A 21,661-nucleotide genomic window follows, 5' to 3' on the forward strand; every position below is an offset into this window, starting at 1 on the left:
AGACGGCCCCCGTACAGCATTGATCAAAGAGCGTTTACAGTAAGCTTTCGCCACCTGGGGCGGTTGGCGATGAGGCCAATATTGCCTTCTGAGAGGTGCACGTAGCCGCCTCGGTAGGTGGCATTAGTAGAGGACACAGACACATTTGGGGTCACGTCAGTACGTGTGATCTTTACCTGAGAAGGGGTCAAGTCCACCTGAAAAGACATCCACTGATTAGCCACTGGTGCCGCGGAAGCTGCAACAGCGAGAGAAGTCCCTGACGTGACTCCAGCAGTGTGTGAATACAGCTCCATGGACCCAGATCCCCGCATCACCAAGTGATAGCCGCCGGACGCGTTGAGGGTATTGAACTGGTAAATGCTGTCATCTGACTTGCCGAAAGCAACTCCAGCATGCTCATTGGTGGGGACAGTTCCTTCGTACTTCATATCGAAGGTCATCCTGTAACCATTGGCAGGGAATGTTGGGATAGAACAGGAGCCAACGAGGGCTGATTCGCCTACTACGTTGAAGTAGACCTCTCCGTTTCCGGAGTACTTCATGTCACGGGTGCCATCGTAGAAGACACGGCCCATGTCCCCAGGGGCCTTGACCGCGGTAGCCCAGTTGTCCTTCTTGAGGATCTGGTAGTTGGTGGAACACCACTTGTACTGGGCGCACATCATTCCTCGGACACCAAGGCCAACAAGTGTGTCTCGCTGAGACCTCCGGTGGACCTCCCAGCAGATGACCGGCTTGCCCTTGGCCACAACCTCAACCATTCGAGCAGACGTCATTGCGGAAGGTACTCCCCAGAAGTCAATCAGGCTGTCAACTGCTGCCATCTGAGCGTCAGTTGTTCCTGCATCGACGTACCCCCACGTCTTGAATCCTCTCGACTTCATCAGAGTAAAGGAGGGGTTGGTGTAGTAGTTCTTCCACACCACCGACTGATTGGCGTTGGGGTAGTAGTCCTCAAGCATCTTCTGGACAATCGGCACACTTGCGTTTGTTTTGGCCTCAAGAAAAATAACGACTCGTCCCATGAAACGGTCGAGTACATCACGGAGGTTGGTCATGGGCTGGTCAGCCCAGCCTTGTCCCAGAATGCTGCTAAGGCGAACTTTCACTGTGTTGATGAGGGAGGCGTAAGCCATGTCTGCAAGAGGGCCCGTGCCTGTGGTGGTCCGATCAAGATTCGGATCGTGCATACAGACGGGAATACCATCGGCGGTCACACCTACAGAGACCTCAATGGCCTTGACGCCGCTGGTAAGAGCTGCGTCATAGGCTGCCATAGTGTGCTCGGGATACTCCATCCCGGACCCGCGGTGTGCTATGTAGAAGGGGTTCTCGGAGAGCAGGCCAGTGATGGAGGCCATATCCCCATTGCTGGCGGAATTTACGTACTGAGCAGGAATTTTCCCGGTTTCGTCAAGGGGGGCAATGCCTCCAGGCCGGCCTAGCCGGGCCTCAAGATCCTGTGTAGCAGCAGCCCTGTCCCCATGAGGGTCTGAGGCTGTCTGGTGCGTCCTGAAACGGTCGCCAACATCCGTAGCCAGGATGGCAACCCGGGCACCACCACCGAAATCAACCCAAAGGCGCTCAGGGCCGTTGTCAGGGCCCCAGAATGCGGTAACCATCCCGTTGTCGTCGGCAGTGATCTGGGTAATTGGGGACATCTCCGAGGACAGCAGGTCAAGAACCTGCCTGGCTCCCCCAGTAGGCCCGTCCCATACCGTGCCTACAGCACGGGGTACACGAGCACCTGATATGTCCTCTGCGGCTTCAGCCGCGGTGCCAGCAAAAAGATTCCTAGCCATATGTCCCCCCTATTAACGATCCTTGATCGTAGTTGCTTCATAAACTCCACTAACCGTAATGAAGCTCTGCCTTGGAATTACCCTCAACCCGTCAAGCCCCTCCGCAAGAGTGTTCGGGTTCGGGTAGAAGAAATACATGTTTGAAGTTCCACCACTTTTAGTAATCTTGCAGGTCAGCCCAACATAGTTAGGTATCCCGCCAGCCGTCTTCGCGCTGTTGTCCAAGTGGCCTGCAAAAATTTGCCCAGTAGCCCCATTGGCAGGCTGTGGAAGGGTGGCACCGTAAATCCAATTCGTGCCAGAAACCTTAGCGTCTACGGTTGCTGAAGTGTTTTCCAGATACATGGAGAACCAGACCATATTTGGGGCAATCCAACGCCAACGGCCTAGGCGGGTCGCGACGCTACTACCATTAACCATGGCAGGGGTGTACTTGTAGGTATTGCTGAGAGTTCGGGCTGCCTGAACTCCGTCACGACCATTGAAATATTCAGTCTGGGTTTGGCCTCCATCCACGTCGCTGTCGTAAGTGAACGAGTTCAGTGGGGCAAGCTCAGACGACGGGACCACATTCCAAGGGAAAGCAACCGGCGGGGGAACATCAAACGGTGCTCGCAGAGAAATGGTAACGGTCCCTCCCTTTGCAGGCACGGTCACTGCATAGAGGGGCATTTCCCAAATCCCGCCAGTCTGACGAACTGGTTTAGGAGAAACAGGAGTGGCAGCATTAGTACCCTGGCGTACGGCTAGCTGCACAGATGGCTTAGACATGTCCGCCCGAATGACTATGAGGTCAATGCGGTCTGTTGTGGACGAGTTGGCAACGATCGGCAATGTGACTGAAGAAGTCAGCTCATAATAGAACCCACCAACCCAAGCCTTACCGGGATCAATCTGTACCGAAGTCACACTAAGGGCCCTTCCGAAGAAAGGCAGATTACTACTCGTCCCACTGATAGGAAGTCGAAAGTCGACACGGTCAGCAGCCCACATATGAGCCATTGACTGCCACTGGAGTTCTGATACAGCCTTACTGGCTCCAGTGGTGGGATTGTCCGCGCTAAACGGGTAGCTAATTTCTGCCATTACATCCTCGCTTCCAGTTTGCGGAGCTTTTCCCGCATCTCAAATACCGTCTTATAGAGGTTCAGAGGGTCACCACTTCCTTGTTCACCAATCTTCGGGGACACTGTGTAGGCGTTGCCTCCGTCATCCACGGTGATATTCACTTCTCGTACCATGTCCACGTACTCAGTACCATCAGCAATAACGGTGACCAGGTCGCCCACGAAGTAGTCCCTACCAAACTTGATCTGTTCAGTGTCAATTGGGTAGACCTGGAAGTTCCCCGACTTCTCGCCCTCCTTGAGGACTTCTTCCGCGGACTGCTTGACAGCCTCAAGGGCACTCTCGAACTCCGCGGTCGTCACATCCAAGGAAGCCTTGACCGGTTTCCCCGTAGCCATGTCCGTGACGATGGGGAGGTCCCTTCTGTCTACGAACTGCTCGATCTTGAGGCCCCATTCGGCCTCTGCCTCAGCATCGATCTTCTGGTACAGATACCGGCCCTTGCCCTCGCCCTGACAGGCAACAATGACTCGGGTCACCTTCGGGGCAGAGAGGGTCCAGATGTACTCTCGAAGATTTCCGAGGTCGGTAGAGAGCCTGACTTCCTTGCTCAAATCCCGCGGGGTGAAGATGTCCAGGTCGATAGTCTTACTGTTCGGGTCGTAGAGGAAGCGGTAGCCAAGTTTCTTGGCCTCACACCAGCCGGCCAGTTTCTCCCCGATCACGTCATACCTGACCGTGTCGTTGACCGTGTCTCCGAAGGTTGGCTTCGGGCCGATCTTCACTCCTGGAATCCTGCGGTCAGACAAAGCAGAGGTCCCCATGGACTTCTCCAGCTCATTCCAAATGGCAGATGAGCCAGGCGTATTGACTGTTCTCGTGTCCACAGTCGAGAGGTATTGCTTGTCCACTGCCCTGGCAGGATCAGGGAAGGCTAGCCGGCTGTAGGCCAGTTTGTTGTCACAGGAGCCTCCAACAAAGAGGCTCCCCATGGACGAGTGCTGTTCTACTGTGAAGTACTTCTGGAAATCCTCGATCTGCCCAGTAATAATCGGCTTCTTGACACCATCCTGATAGATGGCGACCCCTCCACCTCTCTGAAGTAGCTCTGCCTGCTCTGTACCGGCCCGAACCAGAAGCTTCCAAGAGCCTTGAGCACAGAATCGAACGATGATGTCTAGCTGAAGCCAAGTGTCAATGATCCCAACTCGGTTCAGATCTTTGTCTCTGACCTCCACTCTGTAGCCCATGTCAGTACCCCTCGTATCTCGGCTGAAAAGTCAGCCGTACCCTTGCACTGGGTGCACCGGGAGTAATGCTGACTGTGCACTCGGAAGTCCCGTCAGGAAGAGACCAAAGCTCTGGCTGTGCCTTCAACTTGGGCCAATAGTTGGTGCCCGCGTTGTCTCGGACGACCTTGAACCCTGGTCTCGTGTCCACGGTCAGCGTTCGGCCGGCGGGAATTATGTCTGAACCGTCCACAGGAGCCGTAACACCGAACGAGCGCTTCTCCGGACCTACGAAGTTGAATGCCTTGATCGGCCCTTCCAGCTCCCACCGAGGCCAAGCCTCAACGTCACCAGGGTTGAATACGGTGACCTTGTCGTTCGCCAGACGACCCGCGTTCAGACGGATGGGGAAAAGAGCCTTGGTGGTGTCCAGAAATGCTTGTGTATCTCCGAACTCCCACTGAGCCACCTGGACATCGTCCGAGTAGAAGTAAGGCTCGTAGGCCGTGAACTGAAGACCGTACTTGACCCACTTGAAACCTGCCTGGTCTTCGGCCTCGCTTCCCTCCATGCCTCCCTTGTAGTAGCAACGGAGGTACCGCGGTACACCATCACCCTCCACAAACTTCAGGACGCAGTACCCCTTCTTCGGATTGAGATGGGAAACCAGCTTGCTCTTCATAGCCTTGATCGTCTGCCTGTCAATGCCGTACAGGAAGATAGGCAGCATGACCTCTCTGGCAACAGCCCTAGCATCTCGGAAAATGCCACCATCGAGGTTCGGGCTGTCATCTGAGTGAAGCTCAAAGGGAGGCGCATCCAAGCCAGTGGAACCAGGCATCAGCACGATGCCTGGCCACAAGGAGTTCCTGAAGTCGGTGAGGGGGATTTCCTCCCCCCCACCATTCTTCCCGGTAACGGATACGTACGTCCTCCCCCAGTACACCGGCTGAGGCGGTGTCGGTCCTGTGGGGACCGGCGTAATCGACCTCCTGAGTACCGGAATTGGCATACGTCACCTCCTATCGGTTGCCATACATGGAATCGAGATACTGGAATGCACGAACAACCGAATCCGTCGTGTTCTCAGATTTGGCCTCATGGATCGTGATGTTGATAGGACGAGTACCCGCAGACAGCAGGGAGGCTGTATCCCGAGCGTTGTAAACCCGCTCTCCACCCCGGAAGTTGACGACCTCCGTCCCTCTCTCACCTACCAGGGCGAGACCAGGAGAAGCCGACAAAGTGCCCGAGGCGTAACCCTTCTTCTTTGCCGGCTTCTTCTTCTTGGGTGTGGGCTTCTTCTTAGTTGCAGGCTTCGCCGGCTGACTGACTCCAGTAAGCCACGTCAGCATAGAGGCGATGTCCGAACGGACAGGTGTCCCCTTACCCACCCCAATACCCTTGCGGATCTTGGCAATTGCCTTATCTATGATAGAGGTGATGGCCTTAAGGATGGCCTTCTCCTCAGACTGAAGGCCCTTGACGAGAGCCTTGGCAGACTTCTCGCCCGCCTTGTAGAAGTCGTCCGAGACTGACTTGCCCAGTGCGTTCGACTGTGTGAAGACCGAGTCATACGTCTTCGTGATGTCCTTGACTTGAGTAGCGCTGGCTCCCAGCAGTGCCTTGGCCATCTCGTTACCCTGGTCCAGGCCGGCACCAGCAACTTCCGCGATGATGGCATTCCCATAGCCCTTCTTGCGAAGGGCAGTCAGGTTTGTCTTGAAGGCGGAGATTGCCTTGAGCCTGTCTTGCAGACCCGCGAGAGCACCAGACGCGGTGACACCTCCACCCGAGTTGAACGCAGCAAGAAGAGGAGTTCCTCCGCTCGCCTGGTTGGAGAGGTTTTCCCTTAGCTGGTCACGCTTTTCACCAAGCTGGGTGAGTGCCGTGTTGGCAGCCTTGAGCTTCTGAGCGATGGCTGCTCTCTTGGACGCTGCCTTGGTGAGGACAGCGTTCTCCTTCTCCAGCCACTTGGAGAGTGAGCCGTGCTTGCTCTTGGAGATGAGGTCAGCAGAGAAAGCCTTCGAAAGAAGGTCCCTCAGCTTCCCCAGAGCAGTGTTGAGCTGACTCGTACTGCCAACCATCGCCTTGTAGAGACCGGAGTTCTTGGTCCCCGAGGCATAACCCTTCTCGATTTCTTTGCCAGCAACCAGAGAGTCACGGGCATTGAGAACGGTCTCTCCTCCGGAGAATTTGACCAGCTCCGGTCCCTCTTCACCAACCCAGGCCCATCCCGCCGCAGCCCCATCGGTTCCAGTGGCATAGCCCTTGTTGCCAGACAAAGCCTTCTGCCAGTTACTCCCATACCTGTGCATGGCGTAGTTCAGGCCGGCATAGATGGAAGCCATGGGGTCAGTGATACCGCGGGACTTGTAGGGCCCCGCATAGGCGCTGAAGGTGCCTGGGATCGTCTGCATAAGACCCTGGGACGGGTAACCAGCCTTGGCATTGGAGTCCCAAAGGTTAATTGCGTTCGGGTTACCGCCGGACTCGACCTTGATGCGGTTAAGCACCAGACCGAGAGCGGAAGCAGGAAGACCTAGCTGAGCCAGAGCAGCCCTTACCTGAGGAGTCCAACGCGTAACTGCATTGCCTACTCCAGGTACTGAACTGCCAAAAGCATTAGCTATCTCGGAGACATCAGGAGGAGCGGAGTGAAGCCCACCACCACTGAAGTCAAACAGCTTCGTCAGATTAGGAAGACTCTCCTTGGCGGTCTCATAGATCTCTCCCGCCACCTGAACTGCATAGCCCGATGGGTTCTGCATGATCTCCCGAAGCCCCTTTACAGTGTCCACGACACCGTTGTATGACCCCTGGACCATGTCCCAGAGACCACCAACACCTTCCTTGAAGACACCAATGGGGTCGGTGAGGATAGCCTTTCCGCCCTTCCAAAGAGACTTTGCGGTGTCCCAGGTACCCCCGAAAAGGTTGTCTGCCGCCTTCTTGAGGGTCTTCACGGAGAACATGTCACCCATGTACGCCTTGCCTCTTTCGAGGATGTTCCCATTGCCCTTCCAAACGTCATCCCAGAGGTAATCAGCGCTAACAGGAGCTATAGCCCCGCCAAGAATGCCAATGACCTGGCTGAGGCCATCAGGAATAGGTGCCTTCTTGAGCAGGTCGTAGACATCCCTCGTCATGAAGTCGTAGATGCCTCGGAACTTCCCAGCAACGTCAGAACCAATGAAGTTGGCCCCCTTACGACCAGACCCCTTCATGCCCTTCTGGGTGTCTCCTCCAAGAGCATCGGAAGAGGTGTACATCCCTGAGGTGTTATTTGCACCGATGATGTCTGTTCCCAGGTCGTAGCTCTTGGCCAGATTCACAATGTGATCCAGACCGAGCTTTCCGAGAACACCACCATCTCGGAACTTCATTGCCTGCTGGACACCATAGACACCGCCAGTACGGGCGGCCTGGTTAAGCTCATTGATCTTCTGGTGACCAAGAGCCCTGGTGACCTCTGGACGCATGACAGCTTCTCCACCAGAGAGATGGAGTTCGCCGGCAGTGGGAGAGGTGAAAACGTGGACGTCTTGCCCTGGCGTATAGCCCGGAAGAACACCACCACGAGCGTGCTTCCCCCCCGGCTTCTTGGGTGACTTCTTAGGTGACTTACTTCCACCCCCATTACCGGGGGCCTTCTTGGAGATGTCATCAAGGCTGCTGTTCAGACTCTCTGCCTTCTTGTCCGCTCCCGAGAGAGCGTCCTTGAGGTCGTTAACGGCCTGGATTAGCTTCTTGAGGCTCCGGTTGTCCAGGTTGACTATCCGGCCGTGCAGACCACTCTTGGAGGTTCCCACGAGGGTATGCACATTGTTAACCGCGGACTTGAGGTTGTTGAACGCCTCCTTGATGGTCCCCAACTTGGAACCATTGAGCTTCCCAACAGCCTTGATCGTCTCCTTGATTTTGTCATGGAGATTTTTGCAAGCAGATGTGGCGCTATGGAATTGATCTGAAAGCTTGCCAAGCTCCTTCTTGTTGAGAGCAGACACCGCAAGGGTGGTGTTCTCAATCTTGTCCTTCAGGTCCCCGACGGTTCCATGGGCTGAATCAACGGAGAGCTTTAGGCCGTTCAGCGTCTTGCCGTTCAGTTCTCCCACCTGTTTGATAGAATTTTCTATCTTCGAGGTGAGTTCCTTGAACTTTTTCTCAAGATCGGTGACTTCCCCACCCACAGTCCCCAGGGTGGCTTTGTTGAGTTCCCCTACCTGAGTATGGGCATTGTTGACCGCGGTATTGGCATTGCCAGCAGCACCCTGGAGGGTCCCGTTGCCCGTGCCTGCGAACTGGTCGACAAGCTGCCTAATCGTCGTGCCGTTGACTTCCCGGATCTCACGTTGAAGGCGCCTGATGGCGGCCTCGGTGTCCGAGATAGCGTTCTCGGTGTCCCGCATCTGGGTACGGAGTCCATTGGCCTGGGAATCCCTACCCGTGATCCGGTCACGAGTACGGGCTATAGGACCGCGGGTGTCCCCACCTCGAAGCTCTGTACGCCTGTCCCGGTATGCCTGCCGGGAGCCACCTCTGACTCCAGCAGCCGTTTGACGGGCTGTCCTGGCCACTCCTCGGGCTCCGCGGCCCGCTCCCCTAGCGGCCGAGGCCGTGCCACCAGCAAGAGACCCAAATATCTTGGTTACCTTGCCGAGTACCTTGGTTGCAATGCCGATAGCAAGGATGAATGGCAGAACAACCGCAGCCAGCTTAAGAAGGCTTGCAAAGACTTCCTTGACCTGAGGATGAGCCTCAAGCCAGTCCGAGAACCACTGGATTTGCTTAACAAACTTACTGACAGCTTCGACGGAAGTCTTGATCAGGGTAATGATGTTGTCCTTCTGCCCTGAGCCAAGCTGTTGAACCTGCTGAAGAAGTCCACCCTCGTAAACCGTATTCCCGTTCTTGTCCTTGCCAGTAGCCTTACCCATGATGGACTGACCAAGAGGCGTGTACTCATACTCGCCAGTCTTCTTATTCTCCTGAGCAAACAGGGAGCCTAGGCTGAACTGAGCCTGCTCCTTCATCTGAGAAATGCGGCCACTGATGGTGGCAGAGGTCATACTCTCGCCGTAGCCGGCGGAGCCTCCCTTGGTGCTGTGTGCTTTAGAGTTGACGATAGGCTGACCGGTCTTCGGGTCAATCTTTCGCTTCCCGTTCTTGTCCATCTCAAAGTAATTGGGATCCCAGGTTTGCAGGATGTTGTCCATCATGTCCTGCCCAGAAACACCGCCACCCTTGACAACGGGAGTGCCTACCTGCTTCCAGAAAGCACCAGCGTTCTTGAACCCGAACATGCGAGCAAGTTCACCAGCCGGCATACCAGTTGCCTGAACAAGCTGGTTGATGTTTCGGGTAGGCGCCTTGTCAAGGTCCATGATGCGGTCTGTTGCATACATGGCCCGCTTGAACATTTCAGGGTCAAGGTTTCCCGCACGGGCCATCGTGTCGCCGATGGCCTTGATGATGTCAGTAGTTTTGCTTGCGGCCCTATCAGCAGCCGCCTCCTTGGTCTTCGGCTTGTACCACTCGGTGTCATTACCGGCGATAGACCGGATGAGCTTCATTTGGTACTCGTGCATCGTGTCAATGCTGAATGGGGTATCAATGGCGTACTGCTGGACAGTCTTCATCTGAGCAGCAGACTGCTTCTTGGAAACTCCTGCCGCGGAGAGACCCATCTGCCCGAGGATTCTCATGTCTGCGGAATTGACACCGATGGTGGTAAGCATTCCTGCTACCAACCCAAGAGGGGCTAGGAGGTTGGAAGTTACCAAGCGTCCTGTCTCAGTGATATTGGTACCAAGACGCTCAATGGACTCACCCTGACGACGCCAGGAGGTAGAGAGGTTGGTCAGGGAACGGCCTACAGACCTTGTGTGGTCGTCCATCTCTCGACGGTAAGTGCGGAGTTGGCCCCTGAGAGAAGCCAACTGATCCCTATGAGCGTCCATCTGGCCTCGGAGGTCAGCCAGTCGGGCGGTACGAGCCTCAGTGAGGGTTCGACGAAGCTCTTCCCTTTGCTGGATCTGAGACCGCCTCTGTGCTGCTGCCTCATCACGGGCAGCCTTCTCGGCGGCCACCTGCCTGTCCCGAATGAACTTCATGTACGAGCGCTGTGCGGTCTCCCACCGACGAGCCTCCTCGGTACGGGCCTGGCGCTCGGACCTCTCACGTTCACGAAGGAGACGAAGCCTCTCCTTCTCAGCAGTCTGCCAAGCCTTGGTCTTGGTCTGAGCTGCCTTCTGCTCTTCCTTGACCGCGGTCTGAATAGCCTTACGAGTCTCAGCAGAAGTGGACTCAAGGAGCTTCTTCTTCTTCTTCTCCAGCTCGGCAGCTTCCCGGAATCGCTTCCCGGCTTCCTTGCCATAGTCCTTGGTGATCTCCTGTTCGATCCTCTTCAGGACCTTCTTGGAGTCCATGGAGGACTTCTGGATTTCCTTCTGAGCCTTCTCAGCAGCAGCCTTGGCCTTCTTCGGAATGGTAGCTACCTGACTGGTAACACCCTGAGCAAAGGTCTTGCCGGCTGCCTTACCCGAAGCTCCCATCTGCTTCTCAAGCTGAGCACGAGTCTCCTTGAGCTGCTTCTGATTGATCTTCGGGAAAACATCGATGTAGCCCGATCCGACCTTTATTGGCCCACGGCCTGATCCGGTCACTGCCATGGGCCCTCCTAAAGGGAACTCATCTTGCCGAAGAATGCGGCTACTTCCTGGCCAGAGGCGAAATCCTCGGGCTTGGTCTTCTGGGGTTCAGGTTCGGATTCACCCGGACGTTGAACGGGGGTAGGCAGAGGCATAGACTCTGCGTTCTCAGCCGAATTGGCCTGAATGAAGAGATAGTTGGACAGCTCCTGCCCGTCAGACAGACGGGCCAGGAGGTAGCTCTCAGGTCCCCATTCAGTGGCCTCGTCCAAGGCCATGAGGAGAGTGGACCTCCCCGGCTTTCTCAGGAGTGACTTCACACAGACATAGATCTTGTGAAGTGACAACCGCCCGTGCTTGAGATCCTCCAAGTCCAAATGAAAGAACTCCTGGAGGTCTGCCTCCAGTTCATCTCTATGTTCCTGGAGAGCACGAACGGTCAGTATCAGTTTCCCGGGTCACCGTACCCACACGCGTTGAGAACCAGTTCGGAGAAGTCACCGAACTGACGCATCGTGGGGCGAGTCTTCCTGAACGCAACCCACTGGTCAGGGCCAACGATCTCCTGAATCACCTCGGACTCGGTCTCTGCAAGGGCAACCTCGAAGGGGAGGTCCAGCGGGTCAGCCGGCACGGCGTATTCCGTGTCCTTGTACGTAAAGGTGTTGACCTTCGGCGTGGTCTCCTCAGAGTCATCCGCCTTCGGAGTGGGCTTGGTTGCCGCGGTCTTTCGTGCAGTGGTCATAGTGGGCTCCAGATATGTCGTGTGAGAGGGAGCCGGGGTTTTAGACCTCCCGGCAGGGTCTCGAATCAACTAACGGGACATGCTTACGGAGTCGTACCCATGTCCTCGGTGGTGAGGATGTAACCGAGCTTTCCACTGGCGTCCATAGCGTCAATCGTCAACTCGAACTGCTGAGACTGGGTCCGCTGGAGGGTGATAGCCCCTCGCTCGGCGACCATGGCGCGGTTGATAACCGCACGCCACAGGTGACCCTTGTACTTCCAGTCACAGACAAGAGCGAACTCCTTCATATCCGGAAGGGAGCTGAGGTCAAGCCGGTACTCACCAGTCGGAGTCGGGGAGCCTGCAACATCCTCCACACTCTCAACCCATTCGGCACCGAAGAAGGTCTCAGTGACCAGCTTCGAGGCTTCGAGCAGAGTCGCAGAGAGCTGGAAGCTAGCAGCATCGACGTTGTAAAGAACAGGAGCCGCGGACTGCCAGGCAGGAAGAGGCGTGGTCGTGATCGACGGAGTCAGGGTGACCCCGTTCTCCGACACATACCCAAGCGCCTTGAAGCCAGCCGGCGGGGTGACCCCATCACCGGTGTCAGTAGGAAGGACCAGGCCCGCACCGGCAGGAGCAATGTAAAGCATCCCATCCGGAGCGAACCGAATGTTTTCAGCGTTTCCAGAAGGCATAAGCCACCTCAGTTTTCTACGTAGAACAGGGATATCTCTCCGCTGTAGACGTGTTCACGGGATGTAGCATCCGGCTCATAATCCGGCATGCTGAGTTCTTGGGTGTCCAGGAAATAGAGGTCCCCGGAAAGGGTTGCACCGGCCTTCTTAAGGAAGATCTCCCTGACAAGGAAGGCAAGCCCGGCAGCCTCCTCTCTGTCTGGATCACGCACCTCATAGACCACGTCCACGCGGTCCATGCAGTCCCGTACCATTCGGAATCCTCCGTTGTGGCTTACGTAGACTGTGGTGGTGCCAACCTGACGCGTATTCATGTCTCCAGTGACCACACCGGAGGGAAGCTCAGACTGATCACGTAGAAACTGAATGATTGACTTCATAGGGTCTTGGCTCATTCAATCCTCGCCTTCAGAAGAGCTTCCTTGAGGTACCGCCTACCGGGATGACGACGCCCACCGCGGTCCGTCCAACCCCGCTCCTGAAGCAGGGCGTGGCGTACACGGTCATTGAGTTCGATCGTCACGTTGCCGTAGTGCCCTCGGGCATCTCTCTCGATGTGAGCGGAGATGTTCTTCCTGATCTGATTCCAGTTGGTCTTGGTAGACCTGGAACGAGGAGCACCAGCAACAGCGTTGATACGGATTTTCTCCGTGACCTCGGCAACCAAGGCGCCGGCCTCCAGAGTGGAGAACATCTTGTTCTCCCATCCGCGGTGCATGGTGAGTTTGAACTGACCTTCACTCATCCGTTCTTCGCCCTCCAAATGATGAGGTGCGTATGACGGGTAGAGCCGTAAGGCCAGAGATCCGGAGGCCCATCAACCTCGTACCAGAGGCCGCGCCACTTGACACGGTCCTGATCGTCGATTGCCTCGGTGTACGGAACGTAGACATGCAGTCTTTCTTGGGCCAAGTCCCTTTCAGGGGACCGAACCTCGAAATTCCTATGAGGTTGGACACTGGCCCGGGAAGAGAGGACAAGGACCGGATGGCCCCAGTCTTTCTTCACTGTGTAGGAACCTTCGATGTCCGAGGCCCTGTAGACCTCAACCAGCTCGTCCCACTGGGTCATCGGCAACCCTCCCTGCGAAGGGTGATGGTCCCGGCAGAAGGCCGGTACCTTCGGAGAGCCTGCTTGGCTGCCTCGGATAGGGACTGAGGAGAGGAAGCCGTAGCAAATTGGACCTCCCGCTCTCCAGTCCTTTCCATAGCGAGTCCAGGAGTCTGAGCCATCCATCTTATGACCTCAGCCGCGGTGGCTGTCTTGAGGACAGCCGGCAGAGTGGTGTAGCCCCAGGAGCCTGTGATGGTGACTAGCCGGCCTGGCAGCCAGCCGGGGTAGAGGTAGAGACCTCCGCTGCTGAACTCCCAGCCCTCCAAGGAGACTCCGTCCTCGTAGGCAACCGAGGTCACTGTGAGGTAGGGGAGGAATCTTCGAGGGATAGAGAGCCAACAGCCCACGTCTGTGACGAGTTGGAAGGACTCATTCTCTCGACGCTCAAAGTCCTTCCCGCAGTAGTCCTCAATAAGGACTGTGCAGTCATCAATGAACGCCTGAACCCGAGCTTCTTCCTCGGGGGTGAGGGGCCACCCAAGTCGGGTGGCCACCTCCTCAACAGTGACAAAGGCCACTAGTCATCCCTCCCTTCAAAGGGAAGGAGTTCTTAGTCTCCGGCAGGGGGGTCAACCTCGGTGATAACCACCTTGAGACCGCGGACGAACTTCTCACCAATTACAGTGGAGCCCTTCGCAAAGTCGGGGTCCTCCTTGATCGTGGTGAAGCCATACATGGTGTCGAGGCCGATGGTGTCTGCCTTCTTGTCGTAGTCGTAGTCCACGAGCATCCGGGTGGAAATACCGTTGATGTTCTGGACCGAGCCGGTAACGGCACCCATCGGGATAGCCGGGCAGACCGAAGCCAGGAGGAAGGCGCTCTTGTGGAGGAAGTACATCTCCAGGCCGAAGCTCGGGTGAACCACGACGTCAAAGCCGTAGTAGCTGCCGATGATCGCCCGACGAAGGGCGTTGGTGTCGCCGGAGTAGTCCACGCTGACGAACTCAGGGTCCTTCAGGAGGATGGACTCGACCTCGGGGCCGGCAATAACCAGTCGCTCGGTGCCGGGGACGTACGCCTTACCCAGGTACTCACGAGCATCAACGAACGCGGTACGGATTCGAAGAGCCCGCTCCATCATGTTCTCTCGGGCACCCGTGTACTTCGGAATGTCAACCGCGATGTCACCACCAATAGCGTTCTTCTGAGCCGTGGTCAGGCCGGCACGTGTGATGTTGGCCTTGATCCAAGCAGCAATGGTGTCATCGAAATACTCAGCCATACCGCGGGTGAGCGGAGCGAGAACCTGCCCACCGAACTTCTTGAGGTCGAAGGCAACCTGCTCCATGCTCAGGGCCGAAGCGTTCTGAACCAGGGTCGTGAGCTGAACCGGGAATCGGGTCTCGTTGATGAAGCCGTTCGGAGCCCGACGAGCAGCAGCCGGCAGCGGTCGGTCAGAGGCCGCCGCAAACACGTTGGAGTCACCCGTGATCGGGTTCTTGATGATGGAGGAAACACCAGTCTCCTGCACCTTGATGGAACGGCTCGGGCGATTGACGTTAATCACGTCACCCAGGCCACCAGTGAAGTTCAGCTCCGAGTACCGAGCCGGGATGGAACCAAGGGTGAGCTGTCGGTCCAGAAGACCGAGAGCCGCAATGGTGACCTGCTTCGGGTCAAGATTAAAGTGATGCGTAGTTGCCATGGATTGTCCTCCAAAGGGGCATGAAAAAGCCCTCCGGAGGGGAGGGCTCACAGATTTCGACTTGGGCTAAATGTAATTCCCATCCGAGATGAGGTCTGCAAGCTCCGTCGGGTCCATGGATTCAATCGTAGGAGCACCGTTGGACTGCTTACCCGCACCCTGGAGATTGGGGAACTCTTCCTTGGCCTTGGGAAGAGACTCGACAAAGGACTTCACGGCCTCCTTGTTGGGCCGGCCATCCTCCCCGAGGAATCCCGTCATGTTCAGGAACTTGGTGTCAGGGAGCTGAACACCCGTGGTCGCAGCCTGGATAGCCATTTCGGCGTTGACCAGGTCCAACCCAACCTCACTGAGTGCGGAATTCCGGCCCTCAGTGCGTGCGTCTGCCAGTGCCTTTTCAGCATCTGTCATCTGGGCTGTCTTCAGCTCATCCCGCTCCTGAGAAGCGGTCTTGTACTTGTCCTCATTGCTACGAGACAGCGTCTTCCACTTGTCCCGGTCCGCGGTAAGCTCCGCAATCAGCTCCTCAGGAGTCTTCTCCTCGGGCTTAATCTCGGGCTTCTCTTCAGTCTTGATCTCTTCAGGCATGCGCTCTCCCATTTCGGTGTATAGAGCTGTAAGCCATTTCGGCTTACTTCTTCTCGTTAAGCTTCCGGCTCACATTGCCGGCGTTGCCCTGAGGCGGCTTGGATGCCATTGCGGCTGCCTTGTCTCCTCCAGGGGCACCAGGCTGAGGCGCCTGGGGGCCAAGCTCTGCCACTATCTTTGCTTCCTTGGCATCGTCCTTACGCATTTCGCGGAAGGTCTGAATCTCGGAAGCAGTGAAGCCGGCACGCATCCAAAGGATTTCCTCAGGTACGTTAAGCTGCTTCAACTTGAGCAGAGCATCAATGTGCTGGGCTTCAGTCCGATACTCAGGGTCAGCCCACACAGTCTCAAGAGAGACCTCTTCAGCCCTCTTGTCCTTCTTGATCTGGAAGCAAAGCCGAATGACCTGCTCCCATGCTTCTCCGAAGTAGAGCATTCGCTCTTTGACCTTGGAGACAAGTCCGGCCTCGGCACTGATGATCGCCTCGCCGGACGGAGCATTACCTTGGTTGACCAGGAAGTAATGGCTGGGGGTCCTGGACACAGACGAAAGATGCTGTACCAGAAGATCAATGAAGTTTACGTAGTTCTTGAGGTCTGCTGCCTCGAACTGGCCGAACTTAGTAAGGGGGTCCTCGCCTTGAAGGAGCTTGTCAACTCCGGAGTTGAACGGCTCAATAGGATTACCGTTCTCATCTTCCTGGACCTCAAGCCCAGTGACCCACCTCTGTGGGTAGGCAGCAGTCTCAGAAGCAAGGATGGCATCACTGGTCAGCTTGTTAATGGCATCCTGAATGGGGATGACATTGTGAAGGTCTGAGTATGGGTCACCATTGATCCGGGACCTGTTGTGAAAGGGGACAACAGGAACCCTCCCAAGGGGGTTCTTCTTTCGCGTTCCCTGTTCCCACTCGGTCTTCCCAAGGGGAACCTCGTAGACATAGGTCTCTGTCCACAGAGTCACCCAGGTGCGTCCCCATGAGTCCTGGAAGAACCGCGCCGCGGCCTCCAGTTCCGTCATGGAGCCTGGCTTGTACTGAACAGCCATCTCTTCAGCGGAAACGGGGGTTGCTATGGGCTCACCGTTCTTGTCTGCCCAAACAATGACGTACGCCTTGCCCTGAACCATCGCGTCCAGGTGGACCGCGTTGGCCAATGAGTCCAGGCTGTTCCTCTGCCAGAACTCCCGAGCTTCCTTACTCAGCCCACCTTCGGAGGGGATGCGGAAACCTTCAACCCTCATTCGCTCCGTAGAGGAGTCGATGATGAGACCACAGAAGTTGTCTCGCCAGTCATTGAAGAGATCTCGGAAAGCAGACTTGTACCGGGCCTGAGCGAAGGCCATCTTCTGCTGTTCACCCTCGTAGTACGAGGCGTACTTGAGAAGGTCAGCTCTCCCATTGGTTAGCTTGCCTTGAAGGAAGGCAAGCCAGTCAACCTCTGTCTTAGGGGGGCCAACAGATGTATAGCCACTCGGGGGGATAATCATGGGGCCTCCAATAATCTAGAAGCCCACCACCCGGCTTCGCCGGCGCTTCATACGTCCGTCTGCAATAGCGTCAGCCCTCGCCTCCAGGGCGAGAATTGCGCACACAGCAAGGTCGATCTTCCGTTTGCTTCGTGGGCTGTCCTTCTGAATGAGAATTCCGACTTCTCCACCGACCATGACCTCTCGGGTAACGGCTTGCAGAATGTGCTTGGTAAGGCGTTCGTCTCCGTCGTGGCAGATCTCTTTAGTCATGACCCCAGAACGGAAACGCTCCGTTGCCTGAACCATGCGAGTAGGCTTGTTCGTCCAAAACTCAAAGACGAACTCCTGGTCCCTGGTAGCAAATTGAATCGCCCAACGGCCCATGGCCTCTTGGAAGTAGGGAGGGTCTCCGTAGAACCACTCGACCTTGTATTCCTTGAAGGCTTTGTAGACCGCGGCTTCAACCGCGAGGGTGTCTACTTCCCATTCAGGCTTGGCGTTCTCAGGACGTTCCCAGACGTTGAGGACGAATAGCTTTCCATCCCTGAGCCGGCAGCCGACAAGCCCTGTGGCGTCGTTGCGGATTGATCCATCGAAGCCAATTGCTATCTGGTCACCAGGCTTAATGGGATCGTCCTCAAGGTGGATGAGATCCCACTCGTCCTTGGACATCCAACCGTCGCTGCTTTCAGCAATCTGGTTGAAGTAGAACCGGCAGTAGGTTGAGTCAGGAGTTGTCCGGTCATAGAGGATGGTGCGGGTAAGACCATCAATGTCAGCCCAGTCAGCATCCCCATACGCCTCTATGAGAGCCTTACTAACCTTCTCCTCAACCCTGATGTCATCAATGCCAATAGAGGCTTCTAGGCAGTCGTACAGCCAGAATCCCTTGGTGACCATCTCGGACTCATGGATCATCTGAGCCACGGAGTCTTCATTAGGGTTGTAGGCATTGGTAGTTCCGACCCAGCGAGAGCCCGCCTTGGTCGTCTTCTCCACGTTGCGCTTGAGCACCTGGTAAAAGTCAGGGCCGCCATTGGTAGAGATCCAGTGGTGTTGCTCGTCCATCACTACGAACGTGGGGCGGTTACCCTCGTTGGTCCGGCCGGCGGTAGACCGCGGCTTGATGGTCCCGGGCTTGCCAGACTTGAACTGGACAATGGACTTCGAGATGTCCAGTCCGTAGTGGGCTTCTGCTGGGGACTCGGAAAGCATTCCTCGGATCATGTCCAGGGTCTGTTCCGTCTGGTCCAGTGCCGTTGCACCGATCTGTACTACAGGAAGAGGAACGGCCTTCGCCTTAGGGAGGCCGAAGGCATCCCAACCATCAAAGCGAACAGGGCCAATAAACTCCACGATTGCCAGTGCGGCAAGAAGAGGGGTCTTGCCCCAGCCCTTCGCACGCCTTAGCGTGCCGGCTGAATATCGCCAGGTGCCATCAGGGTTGATGGAATAGAACCAGAGAACGAACTTGAGCTGTTCCGGAGTGAACTCCCAAGGTTCTCCAGCTCGTTCACCATCTGGTGTCCTCACATACTGCTTACACCAGCGAATTACGTGGTAACCAAGAGTTTCCTTAGGGGAGGGGACTCCCGGCTTAAGGTTTCCCGTTTGACTCATAAGTCCCGTCCTCCCCACAGTATTAGCGGGGTGTCCCCCTTAGATGCGTTACAGGGCTGACAAGCCGGAACTAGGTTGTCTATGGTGTGCCCTCCACCGAGGGCCATTGGCTGAATATGCTCAACAACTTGTGCTTCGTTGAAGCAGTAGGCACATCGGCCCCCATACAGTTGTGTAAGAGCAGACCACTCAGCCTCTGAAACACTGCCTTGCCCATAAAAAAGGCGACGCTTATGCGTCGCTTCCGTCTTACGCTTTCTGTACTCCGGATCTTCCCGGTATCTTTGTCTGTCACGTTCCCGAGAACGGACGAGTTGGGCTTCCTTCGCTTCTGGTGTGCGTGATGCCCGATAAGCACGTCCCTGCTCAGTAAGATGCACCGTAAGACAAGGTTTGCAATATAGTCCTCGTCCTGGGGGAAGGGCAGGTTGTCCGCACTCCTTACAAAGCCGTTCAGACAAACCCCTCACCCCCTATACAGATCTCAGTTTGTTGTAAAGCTCTTCATCCATGTCAAAGTTGGACAGTTCCTTCTCAGTAGGCTCTGTAGCCTCTTCAGGCTTCTCCAGCTTCATGCGGAGACGAGCCCGGTCTTCCGACGTCGCCCCATGCTTTGCTGTCCGCTGCCGGATCTCACCGGCCAACTTGTAATCACCCTGATAGAGCTGGTCCACGAGCACAGTCGTGATTTCCAGCTCCTTCCAATCGGTTTCAATCCACACAGCCGACTGCGGAGACTCTGACCAGGTAGCCCAGAACTTCTTAGCACCCTGGGTAGAGATAGGCAGGTATCTGGGAAGCTCCCGCCCCGGCTGAGCATCTGTGGGAATCTCAACCGCGGACTCATGCTTATTTCTACGTTGTGCGTTTGGTTTAGGGGCTGGGCCTCGACTACCCATCGGAACCTCCCATCCCCATGACCCACCTTCGTGGGAAAGCCTCATAATCAAGGAGCAGTTGGCCAATGACAATGACTGCCACCATCTCCGCAGTGGTCAGAACTCGTGCCTTACGCTCCATCAGCCCCACTCCTCACGAGTGGCCTTGTCAAGACGCTTGTACTTCTCCTCAGTGGAATGGCCATCCCAAGTAGCCCAGTCCGCTTCCTCATCCGGAACGTCCTCAAAGAGGTCCAGGTCGTCAGGTGAGATGTGCCAGGTGACCTGACCCCTTGGGAAGGGGAGGTGGATGAAGAGAACGGGCCAGTCAGGTTCGTTCACATCAGCGCCGCGGATCAGCCGAGAAGGGTAGATGGCAGCAAGGTGTGAGAGCAGGTGTGCTCTCTCCCGGTAGACATCCATCAGTTCTTCACCCCAGGAATCTGAATCCCCTCAGGGAGGCTGTAGAGGTCTCCCAGCTCGTCAAGCTCCTCCTGGATAGCCAGGCGTCCTTCACGGCGGAGAGCGGCCTTAGAGGGCCGCTTAACGTCCTCGTAGGAGAACTCGTCATCGAACTCAAGCATTGGCTTCAATGTCCTTAAGAAGTCGGTACAAGTCCCCCGGAGTTACGTCTCCGGGGAAGGTGTCGGGGAAAAGCTCTATGCCGGCTCGCTCGTAAGCGAGGACGCACAACTGACTACAGATCAGGTGCCCCGACGAAGCCACTCGGTCTCGAATCAACTTACGGTGGACACCGAGGCGTTCCAGGGCGATCGAGAGGTAGTCCAGGAAGGAGTAGGGGGTTCCCACGAGAGCCTTGGCCTGTTCGCTGATGATCTCTCGTTCGAATCCATGGAAGCCAATGAGGTCCGTAGACCACATGACGACTGGAGAGGCTTCCTCCAGGGGAACCATCTCTGCCCCTGAAGGCATGGCCTGGACGACCATGCCGTCACCGACGTAGACCAGGGCGTGTTGGATAGGGGCGAAGTCCCCAACGAACCACTGACCGAAGTTGACGAAGGCGCCAGCGAAGCCACCTATCTTGGTAAGGCCAATGTCCCCTGCCCGCGGTTCAGTCACCACAGCTCCTAACTGTGCGGCTTGGAGCCGCACTTGCACCCGCAGGTGTAGCAATACTCTGGGTCTCGCATCTCTTCCTCAGTAGCCAAGGCGATCCTCCTAGTGGTAATTTTGACCAAGCAAGCTCGGCACACGTGGGGTGTGTCGGACATGTTTAAGGGCCCGGTTGTATGGCAACCGGGCCCTTCTTCGTTCCTCAGACTGGTCTTGAACCAGCAACCTCCGCCTTATGAGGGCGGTGCTCTAACCAATTGAGCTACCGAGGAGCTAACCGAACTTCTTGGACTTGGCTTTATGACAACCAGCGTCCAAGGTCCACAAATTTTCCATCTCCCAGGAACCGCCCTTGGCCACAGGGATGATGTGGTCCACCTCCAGCTCGGATCTCTTTCCGCACATCTGGCAGGCGAACCCATCCCTTGCTAGCACCATGGCCCTGATGGAGGGCCAGTTGCCTGGACGGTTCTGGTTCCTGGCAGAGACGTTCTGCCAGGGCTTACGGGTCTGGTGCTCTCGGCACCGACCATCCCGAAAGGTCTTGGAAATGCAGCTGGCTCGCAGGCATATGGATGCGGCTCTGGGCAACTTGTGCACCTCCAAAATCTTTCGGTAAGTCTTTGGCCCTGGCTGGGTTCTTATCTGACAGCCAGGGCCCTTCACCTTACTGGATCTCGAATCAACGTAACCTGGAATAAATAAGCCAAGGCCATAAAGCCTTGGCCATCTCTCAACAGGGAGATCAAACAGAAAGGAAACTTAGTTACTAGAGAGACTCTCTTCAAGGAGAGTCTCTTACTACTAGAGGTTTTTTTAGAGAACCTCTTTTGTTTAACTTCTTATCTTCAGTCTAGCATGCCCTGAAGTCTCGTGTCAACTTCCTTCTTCAGGAAGTTTCCTAGAGTGTTTCTTCTTCTACTATAGACGTCGGTGTCACAGGGGCTGGTCTTGTGACAGCTTTTACCTAAGTGAGACCTGGATCACACCAAGGATGCGGTAAGGAAGGTCATATCCGTTGGCCAAAGGTTAACGGATCTGCTTACGATCTCCTCAGGCAGGCCGTTGCGGCATCCTGGGGCACGGCCGGCG

At 56.1% G+C, this 21,661-nt stretch carries 22 protein-coding genes and 1 tRNA gene; all 23 read right to left on the reverse strand.

The window, feature by feature from the left end; translation table 11 throughout:
• Positions 1–23: 23 nt before the first annotated feature.
• On the reverse strand, positions 24–1,805 hold the full coding sequence (locus OG306_RS33150; RefSeq protein WP_371665975.1) for a glycerophosphodiester phosphodiesterase: 1,782 nt from the start codon (positions 1,803–1,805) through the stop codon (positions 24–26).
• Positions 1,806–1,817: 12 nt separating this feature from the next.
• Positions 1,818–2,714 (reverse strand): hypothetical protein, encoded by an 897-nt coding sequence (locus tag OG306_RS33155; protein WP_371665976.1) that lies wholly within the window; start codon positions 2,712–2,714, stop codon positions 1,818–1,820.
• A gap of 176 nt (positions 2,715–2,890) precedes the next feature.
• Positions 2,891–4,123 (reverse strand): siphovirus ReqiPepy6 Gp37-like family protein, encoded by a 1,233-nt coding sequence (locus OG306_RS33160; protein ID WP_371665977.1) that lies wholly within the window; start codon positions 4,121–4,123, stop codon positions 2,891–2,893.
• A 1-nt stretch (position 4,124) separates the two neighbouring features.
• Positions 4,125–5,114: a phage tail family protein gene (locus tag OG306_RS33165; RefSeq protein WP_371665978.1), complete on the reverse strand. Its 990-nt coding sequence runs from the start codon at positions 5,112–5,114 to the stop codon at positions 4,125–4,127.
• Positions 5,115–5,124: 10 nt separating this feature from the next.
• Positions 5,125–10,773: a transglycosylase SLT domain-containing protein gene (locus OG306_RS33170; protein ID WP_371665979.1), complete on the reverse strand. Its 5,649-nt coding sequence runs from the start codon at positions 10,771–10,773 to the stop codon at positions 5,125–5,127.
• 8 nt (positions 10,774–10,781) lie between these two features.
• Entirely contained in the window at positions 10,782–11,030 is a 249-nt protein-coding gene (locus OG306_RS33175; protein WP_371665980.1) for a hypothetical protein, read from the reverse strand.
• 167 nt (positions 11,031–11,197) lie between these two features.
• Complete coding sequence (locus tag OG306_RS33180) at positions 11,198–11,497, reverse strand: hypothetical protein (protein ID WP_371665981.1); 300 nt, start codon at positions 11,495–11,497, stop codon at positions 11,198–11,200.
• An 83-nt stretch (positions 11,498–11,580) separates the two neighbouring features.
• Positions 11,581–12,177 carry a hypothetical protein gene (locus OG306_RS33185; RefSeq protein ID WP_371665982.1) on the reverse strand — a complete coding sequence of 199 codons (597 nt, stop codon included), beginning with the start codon at positions 12,175–12,177 and terminating at the stop codon, positions 11,581–11,583.
• Between the two features lie 8 nt (positions 12,178–12,185).
• Positions 12,186–12,416: a hypothetical protein gene (locus OG306_RS33190; protein ID WP_371665983.1), complete on the reverse strand. Its 231-nt coding sequence runs from the start codon at positions 12,414–12,416 to the stop codon at positions 12,186–12,188.
• 152 nt (positions 12,417–12,568) lie between these two features.
• Positions 12,569–12,922 (reverse strand): hypothetical protein, encoded by a 354-nt coding sequence (locus tag OG306_RS33195; RefSeq protein ID WP_371665984.1) that lies wholly within the window; start codon positions 12,920–12,922, stop codon positions 12,569–12,571.
• Complete coding sequence (locus tag OG306_RS33200) at positions 12,919–13,248, reverse strand: hypothetical protein (RefSeq protein ID WP_371665985.1); 330 nt, start codon at positions 13,246–13,248, stop codon at positions 12,919–12,921. The genes OG306_RS33195 and OG306_RS33200 overlap by 4 nt, the downstream gene beginning before the upstream one ends.
• Positions 13,245–13,808, reverse strand: coding sequence for a phage gp6-like head-tail connector protein (locus tag OG306_RS33205; protein ID WP_371665986.1), 564 nt, complete (start codon positions 13,806–13,808; stop codon positions 13,245–13,247). Before OG306_RS33205 ends, OG306_RS33200 begins: the two co-directional genes overlap by 4 nt.
• Positions 13,809–13,840: 32 nt before the next feature.
• On the reverse strand, positions 13,841–14,935 hold the full coding sequence (locus tag OG306_RS33210) for a hypothetical protein (RefSeq protein WP_371665987.1): 1,095 nt from the start codon (positions 14,933–14,935) through the stop codon (positions 13,841–13,843).
• Between the two features lie 66 nt (positions 14,936–15,001).
• Complete coding sequence (locus OG306_RS33215) at positions 15,002–15,523, reverse strand: hypothetical protein (protein WP_371665988.1); 522 nt, start codon at positions 15,521–15,523, stop codon at positions 15,002–15,004.
• A 43-nt stretch (positions 15,524–15,566) separates the two neighbouring features.
• Positions 15,567–17,012, reverse strand: a complete 1,446-nt coding sequence (locus OG306_RS33220) for a phage portal protein (protein WP_371665989.1) — start codon at positions 17,010–17,012, stop codon at positions 15,567–15,569.
• A gap of 15 nt (positions 17,013–17,027) precedes the next feature.
• On the reverse strand, positions 17,028–18,614 hold the full coding sequence (locus OG306_RS33225) for a hypothetical protein (RefSeq protein ID WP_371665990.1): 1,587 nt from the start codon (positions 18,612–18,614) through the stop codon (positions 17,028–17,030).
• On the reverse strand, positions 18,611–19,084 hold the full coding sequence (locus tag OG306_RS33230; protein WP_371665991.1) for an HNH endonuclease: 474 nt from the start codon (positions 19,082–19,084) through the stop codon (positions 18,611–18,613). The genes OG306_RS33225 and OG306_RS33230 overlap by 4 nt, the downstream gene beginning before the upstream one ends.
• 3 nt (positions 19,085–19,087) lie before the next feature.
• A complete protein-coding gene (locus OG306_RS33235) occupies positions 19,088–19,288 on the reverse strand; it encodes a hypothetical protein (protein ID WP_371665992.1) in 201 nt (66 codons plus the stop codon).
• 345 nt (positions 19,289–19,633) lie between these two features.
• The gene (locus tag OG306_RS33240) at positions 19,634–19,915 is read right to left on the reverse strand and encodes a hypothetical protein (protein ID WP_371665993.1); all 282 of its coding nucleotides are present in this window, start codon (positions 19,913–19,915) and stop codon (positions 19,634–19,636) included.
• A complete protein-coding gene (locus tag OG306_RS33245) occupies positions 19,915–20,076 on the reverse strand; it encodes a hypothetical protein (protein ID WP_371665994.1) in 162 nt (53 codons plus the stop codon). Before OG306_RS33245 ends, OG306_RS33240 begins: the two co-directional genes overlap by 1 nt.
• Entirely contained in the window at positions 20,069–20,575 is a 507-nt protein-coding gene (locus OG306_RS33250; protein ID WP_371665995.1) for a hypothetical protein, read from the reverse strand. Before OG306_RS33250 ends, OG306_RS33245 begins: the two co-directional genes overlap by 8 nt.
• Before the next feature lie 192 nt (positions 20,576–20,767).
• A tRNA-Met gene (locus OG306_RS33255) sits at positions 20,768–20,841 on the reverse strand.
• Position 20,842: 1 nt separating this feature from the next.
• Complete coding sequence (locus tag OG306_RS33260) at positions 20,843–21,007, reverse strand: HNH endonuclease (RefSeq protein WP_371665996.1); 165 nt, start codon at positions 21,005–21,007, stop codon at positions 20,843–20,845.
• Positions 21,008–21,661: the final 654 nt, after the last annotated feature.

It is taken from the genome of Streptomyces sp. NBC_01241 (assembly GCF_041435435.1).
Lineage (GTDB): Bacteria > Actinomycetota > Actinomycetes > Streptomycetales > Streptomycetaceae > Streptomyces.

Excerpts from the sequence above, each read along its gene's own strand:
- OG306_RS33150 (WP_371665975.1), bottom strand. The coding sequence starts at position 1,805 with ATGGCTAGGAATCTTTTTGCTGGCACCGCGGCTGAAGCCGCAGAGGAC.
- OG306_RS33160 (WP_371665977.1), bottom strand. The coding sequence starts at position 4,123 with ATGGGCTACAGAGTGGAGGTCAGAGACAAAGATCTGAACCGAGTTGGG.
- OG306_RS33165 (WP_371665978.1), bottom strand. The coding sequence starts at position 5,114 with ATGCCAATTCCGGTACTCAGGAGGTCGATTACGCCGGTCCCCACAGGA.
- OG306_RS33170 (WP_371665979.1), bottom strand. The coding sequence starts at position 10,773 with ATGGCAGTGACCGGATCAGGCCGTGGGCCAATAAAGGTCGGATCGGGC.
- OG306_RS33175 (WP_371665980.1), bottom strand. The coding sequence starts at position 11,030 with ATGGCCTTGGACGAGGCCACTGAATGGGGACCTGAGAGCTACCTCCTG.
- OG306_RS33180 (WP_371665981.1), bottom strand. The coding sequence starts at position 11,497 with ATGACCACTGCACGAAAGACCGCGGCAACCAAGCCCACTCCGAAGGCG.
- OG306_RS33185 (WP_371665982.1), bottom strand. The coding sequence starts at position 12,177 with ATGCCTTCTGGAAACGCTGAAAACATTCGGTTCGCTCCGGATGGGATG.
- OG306_RS33190 (WP_371665983.1), bottom strand. The coding sequence starts at position 12,416 with ATGGACCGCGTGGACGTGGTCTATGAGGTGCGTGATCCAGACAGAGAG.
- OG306_RS33195 (WP_371665984.1), bottom strand. The coding sequence starts at position 12,922 with ATGAGTGAAGGTCAGTTCAAACTCACCATGCACCGCGGATGGGAGAAC.
- OG306_RS33200 (WP_371665985.1), bottom strand. The coding sequence starts at position 13,248 with ATGACCCAGTGGGACGAGCTGGTTGAGGTCTACAGGGCCTCGGACATC.
- OG306_RS33210 (WP_371665987.1), bottom strand. The coding sequence starts at position 14,935 with ATGGCAACTACGCATCACTTTAATCTTGACCCGAAGCAGGTCACCATT.
- OG306_RS33215 (WP_371665988.1), bottom strand. The coding sequence starts at position 15,523 with ATGCCTGAAGAGATCAAGACTGAAGAGAAGCCCGAGATTAAGCCCGAG.
- OG306_RS33220 (WP_371665989.1), bottom strand. The coding sequence starts at position 17,012 with ATGATTATCCCCCCGAGTGGCTATACATCTGTTGGCCCCCCTAAGACA.
- OG306_RS33225 (WP_371665990.1), bottom strand. The coding sequence starts at position 18,614 with ATGAGTCAAACGGGAAACCTTAAGCCGGGAGTCCCCTCCCCTAAGGAA.
- OG306_RS33240 (WP_371665993.1), bottom strand. The coding sequence starts at position 19,915 with ATGGATGTCTACCGGGAGAGAGCACACCTGCTCTCACACCTTGCTGCC.
- OG306_RS33245 (WP_371665994.1), bottom strand. The coding sequence starts at position 20,076 with ATGCTTGAGTTCGATGACGAGTTCTCCTACGAGGACGTTAAGCGGCCC.
- OG306_RS33260 (WP_371665996.1), bottom strand. The coding sequence starts at position 21,007 with ATGGTGCTAGCAAGGGATGGGTTCGCCTGCCAGATGTGCGGAAAGAGA.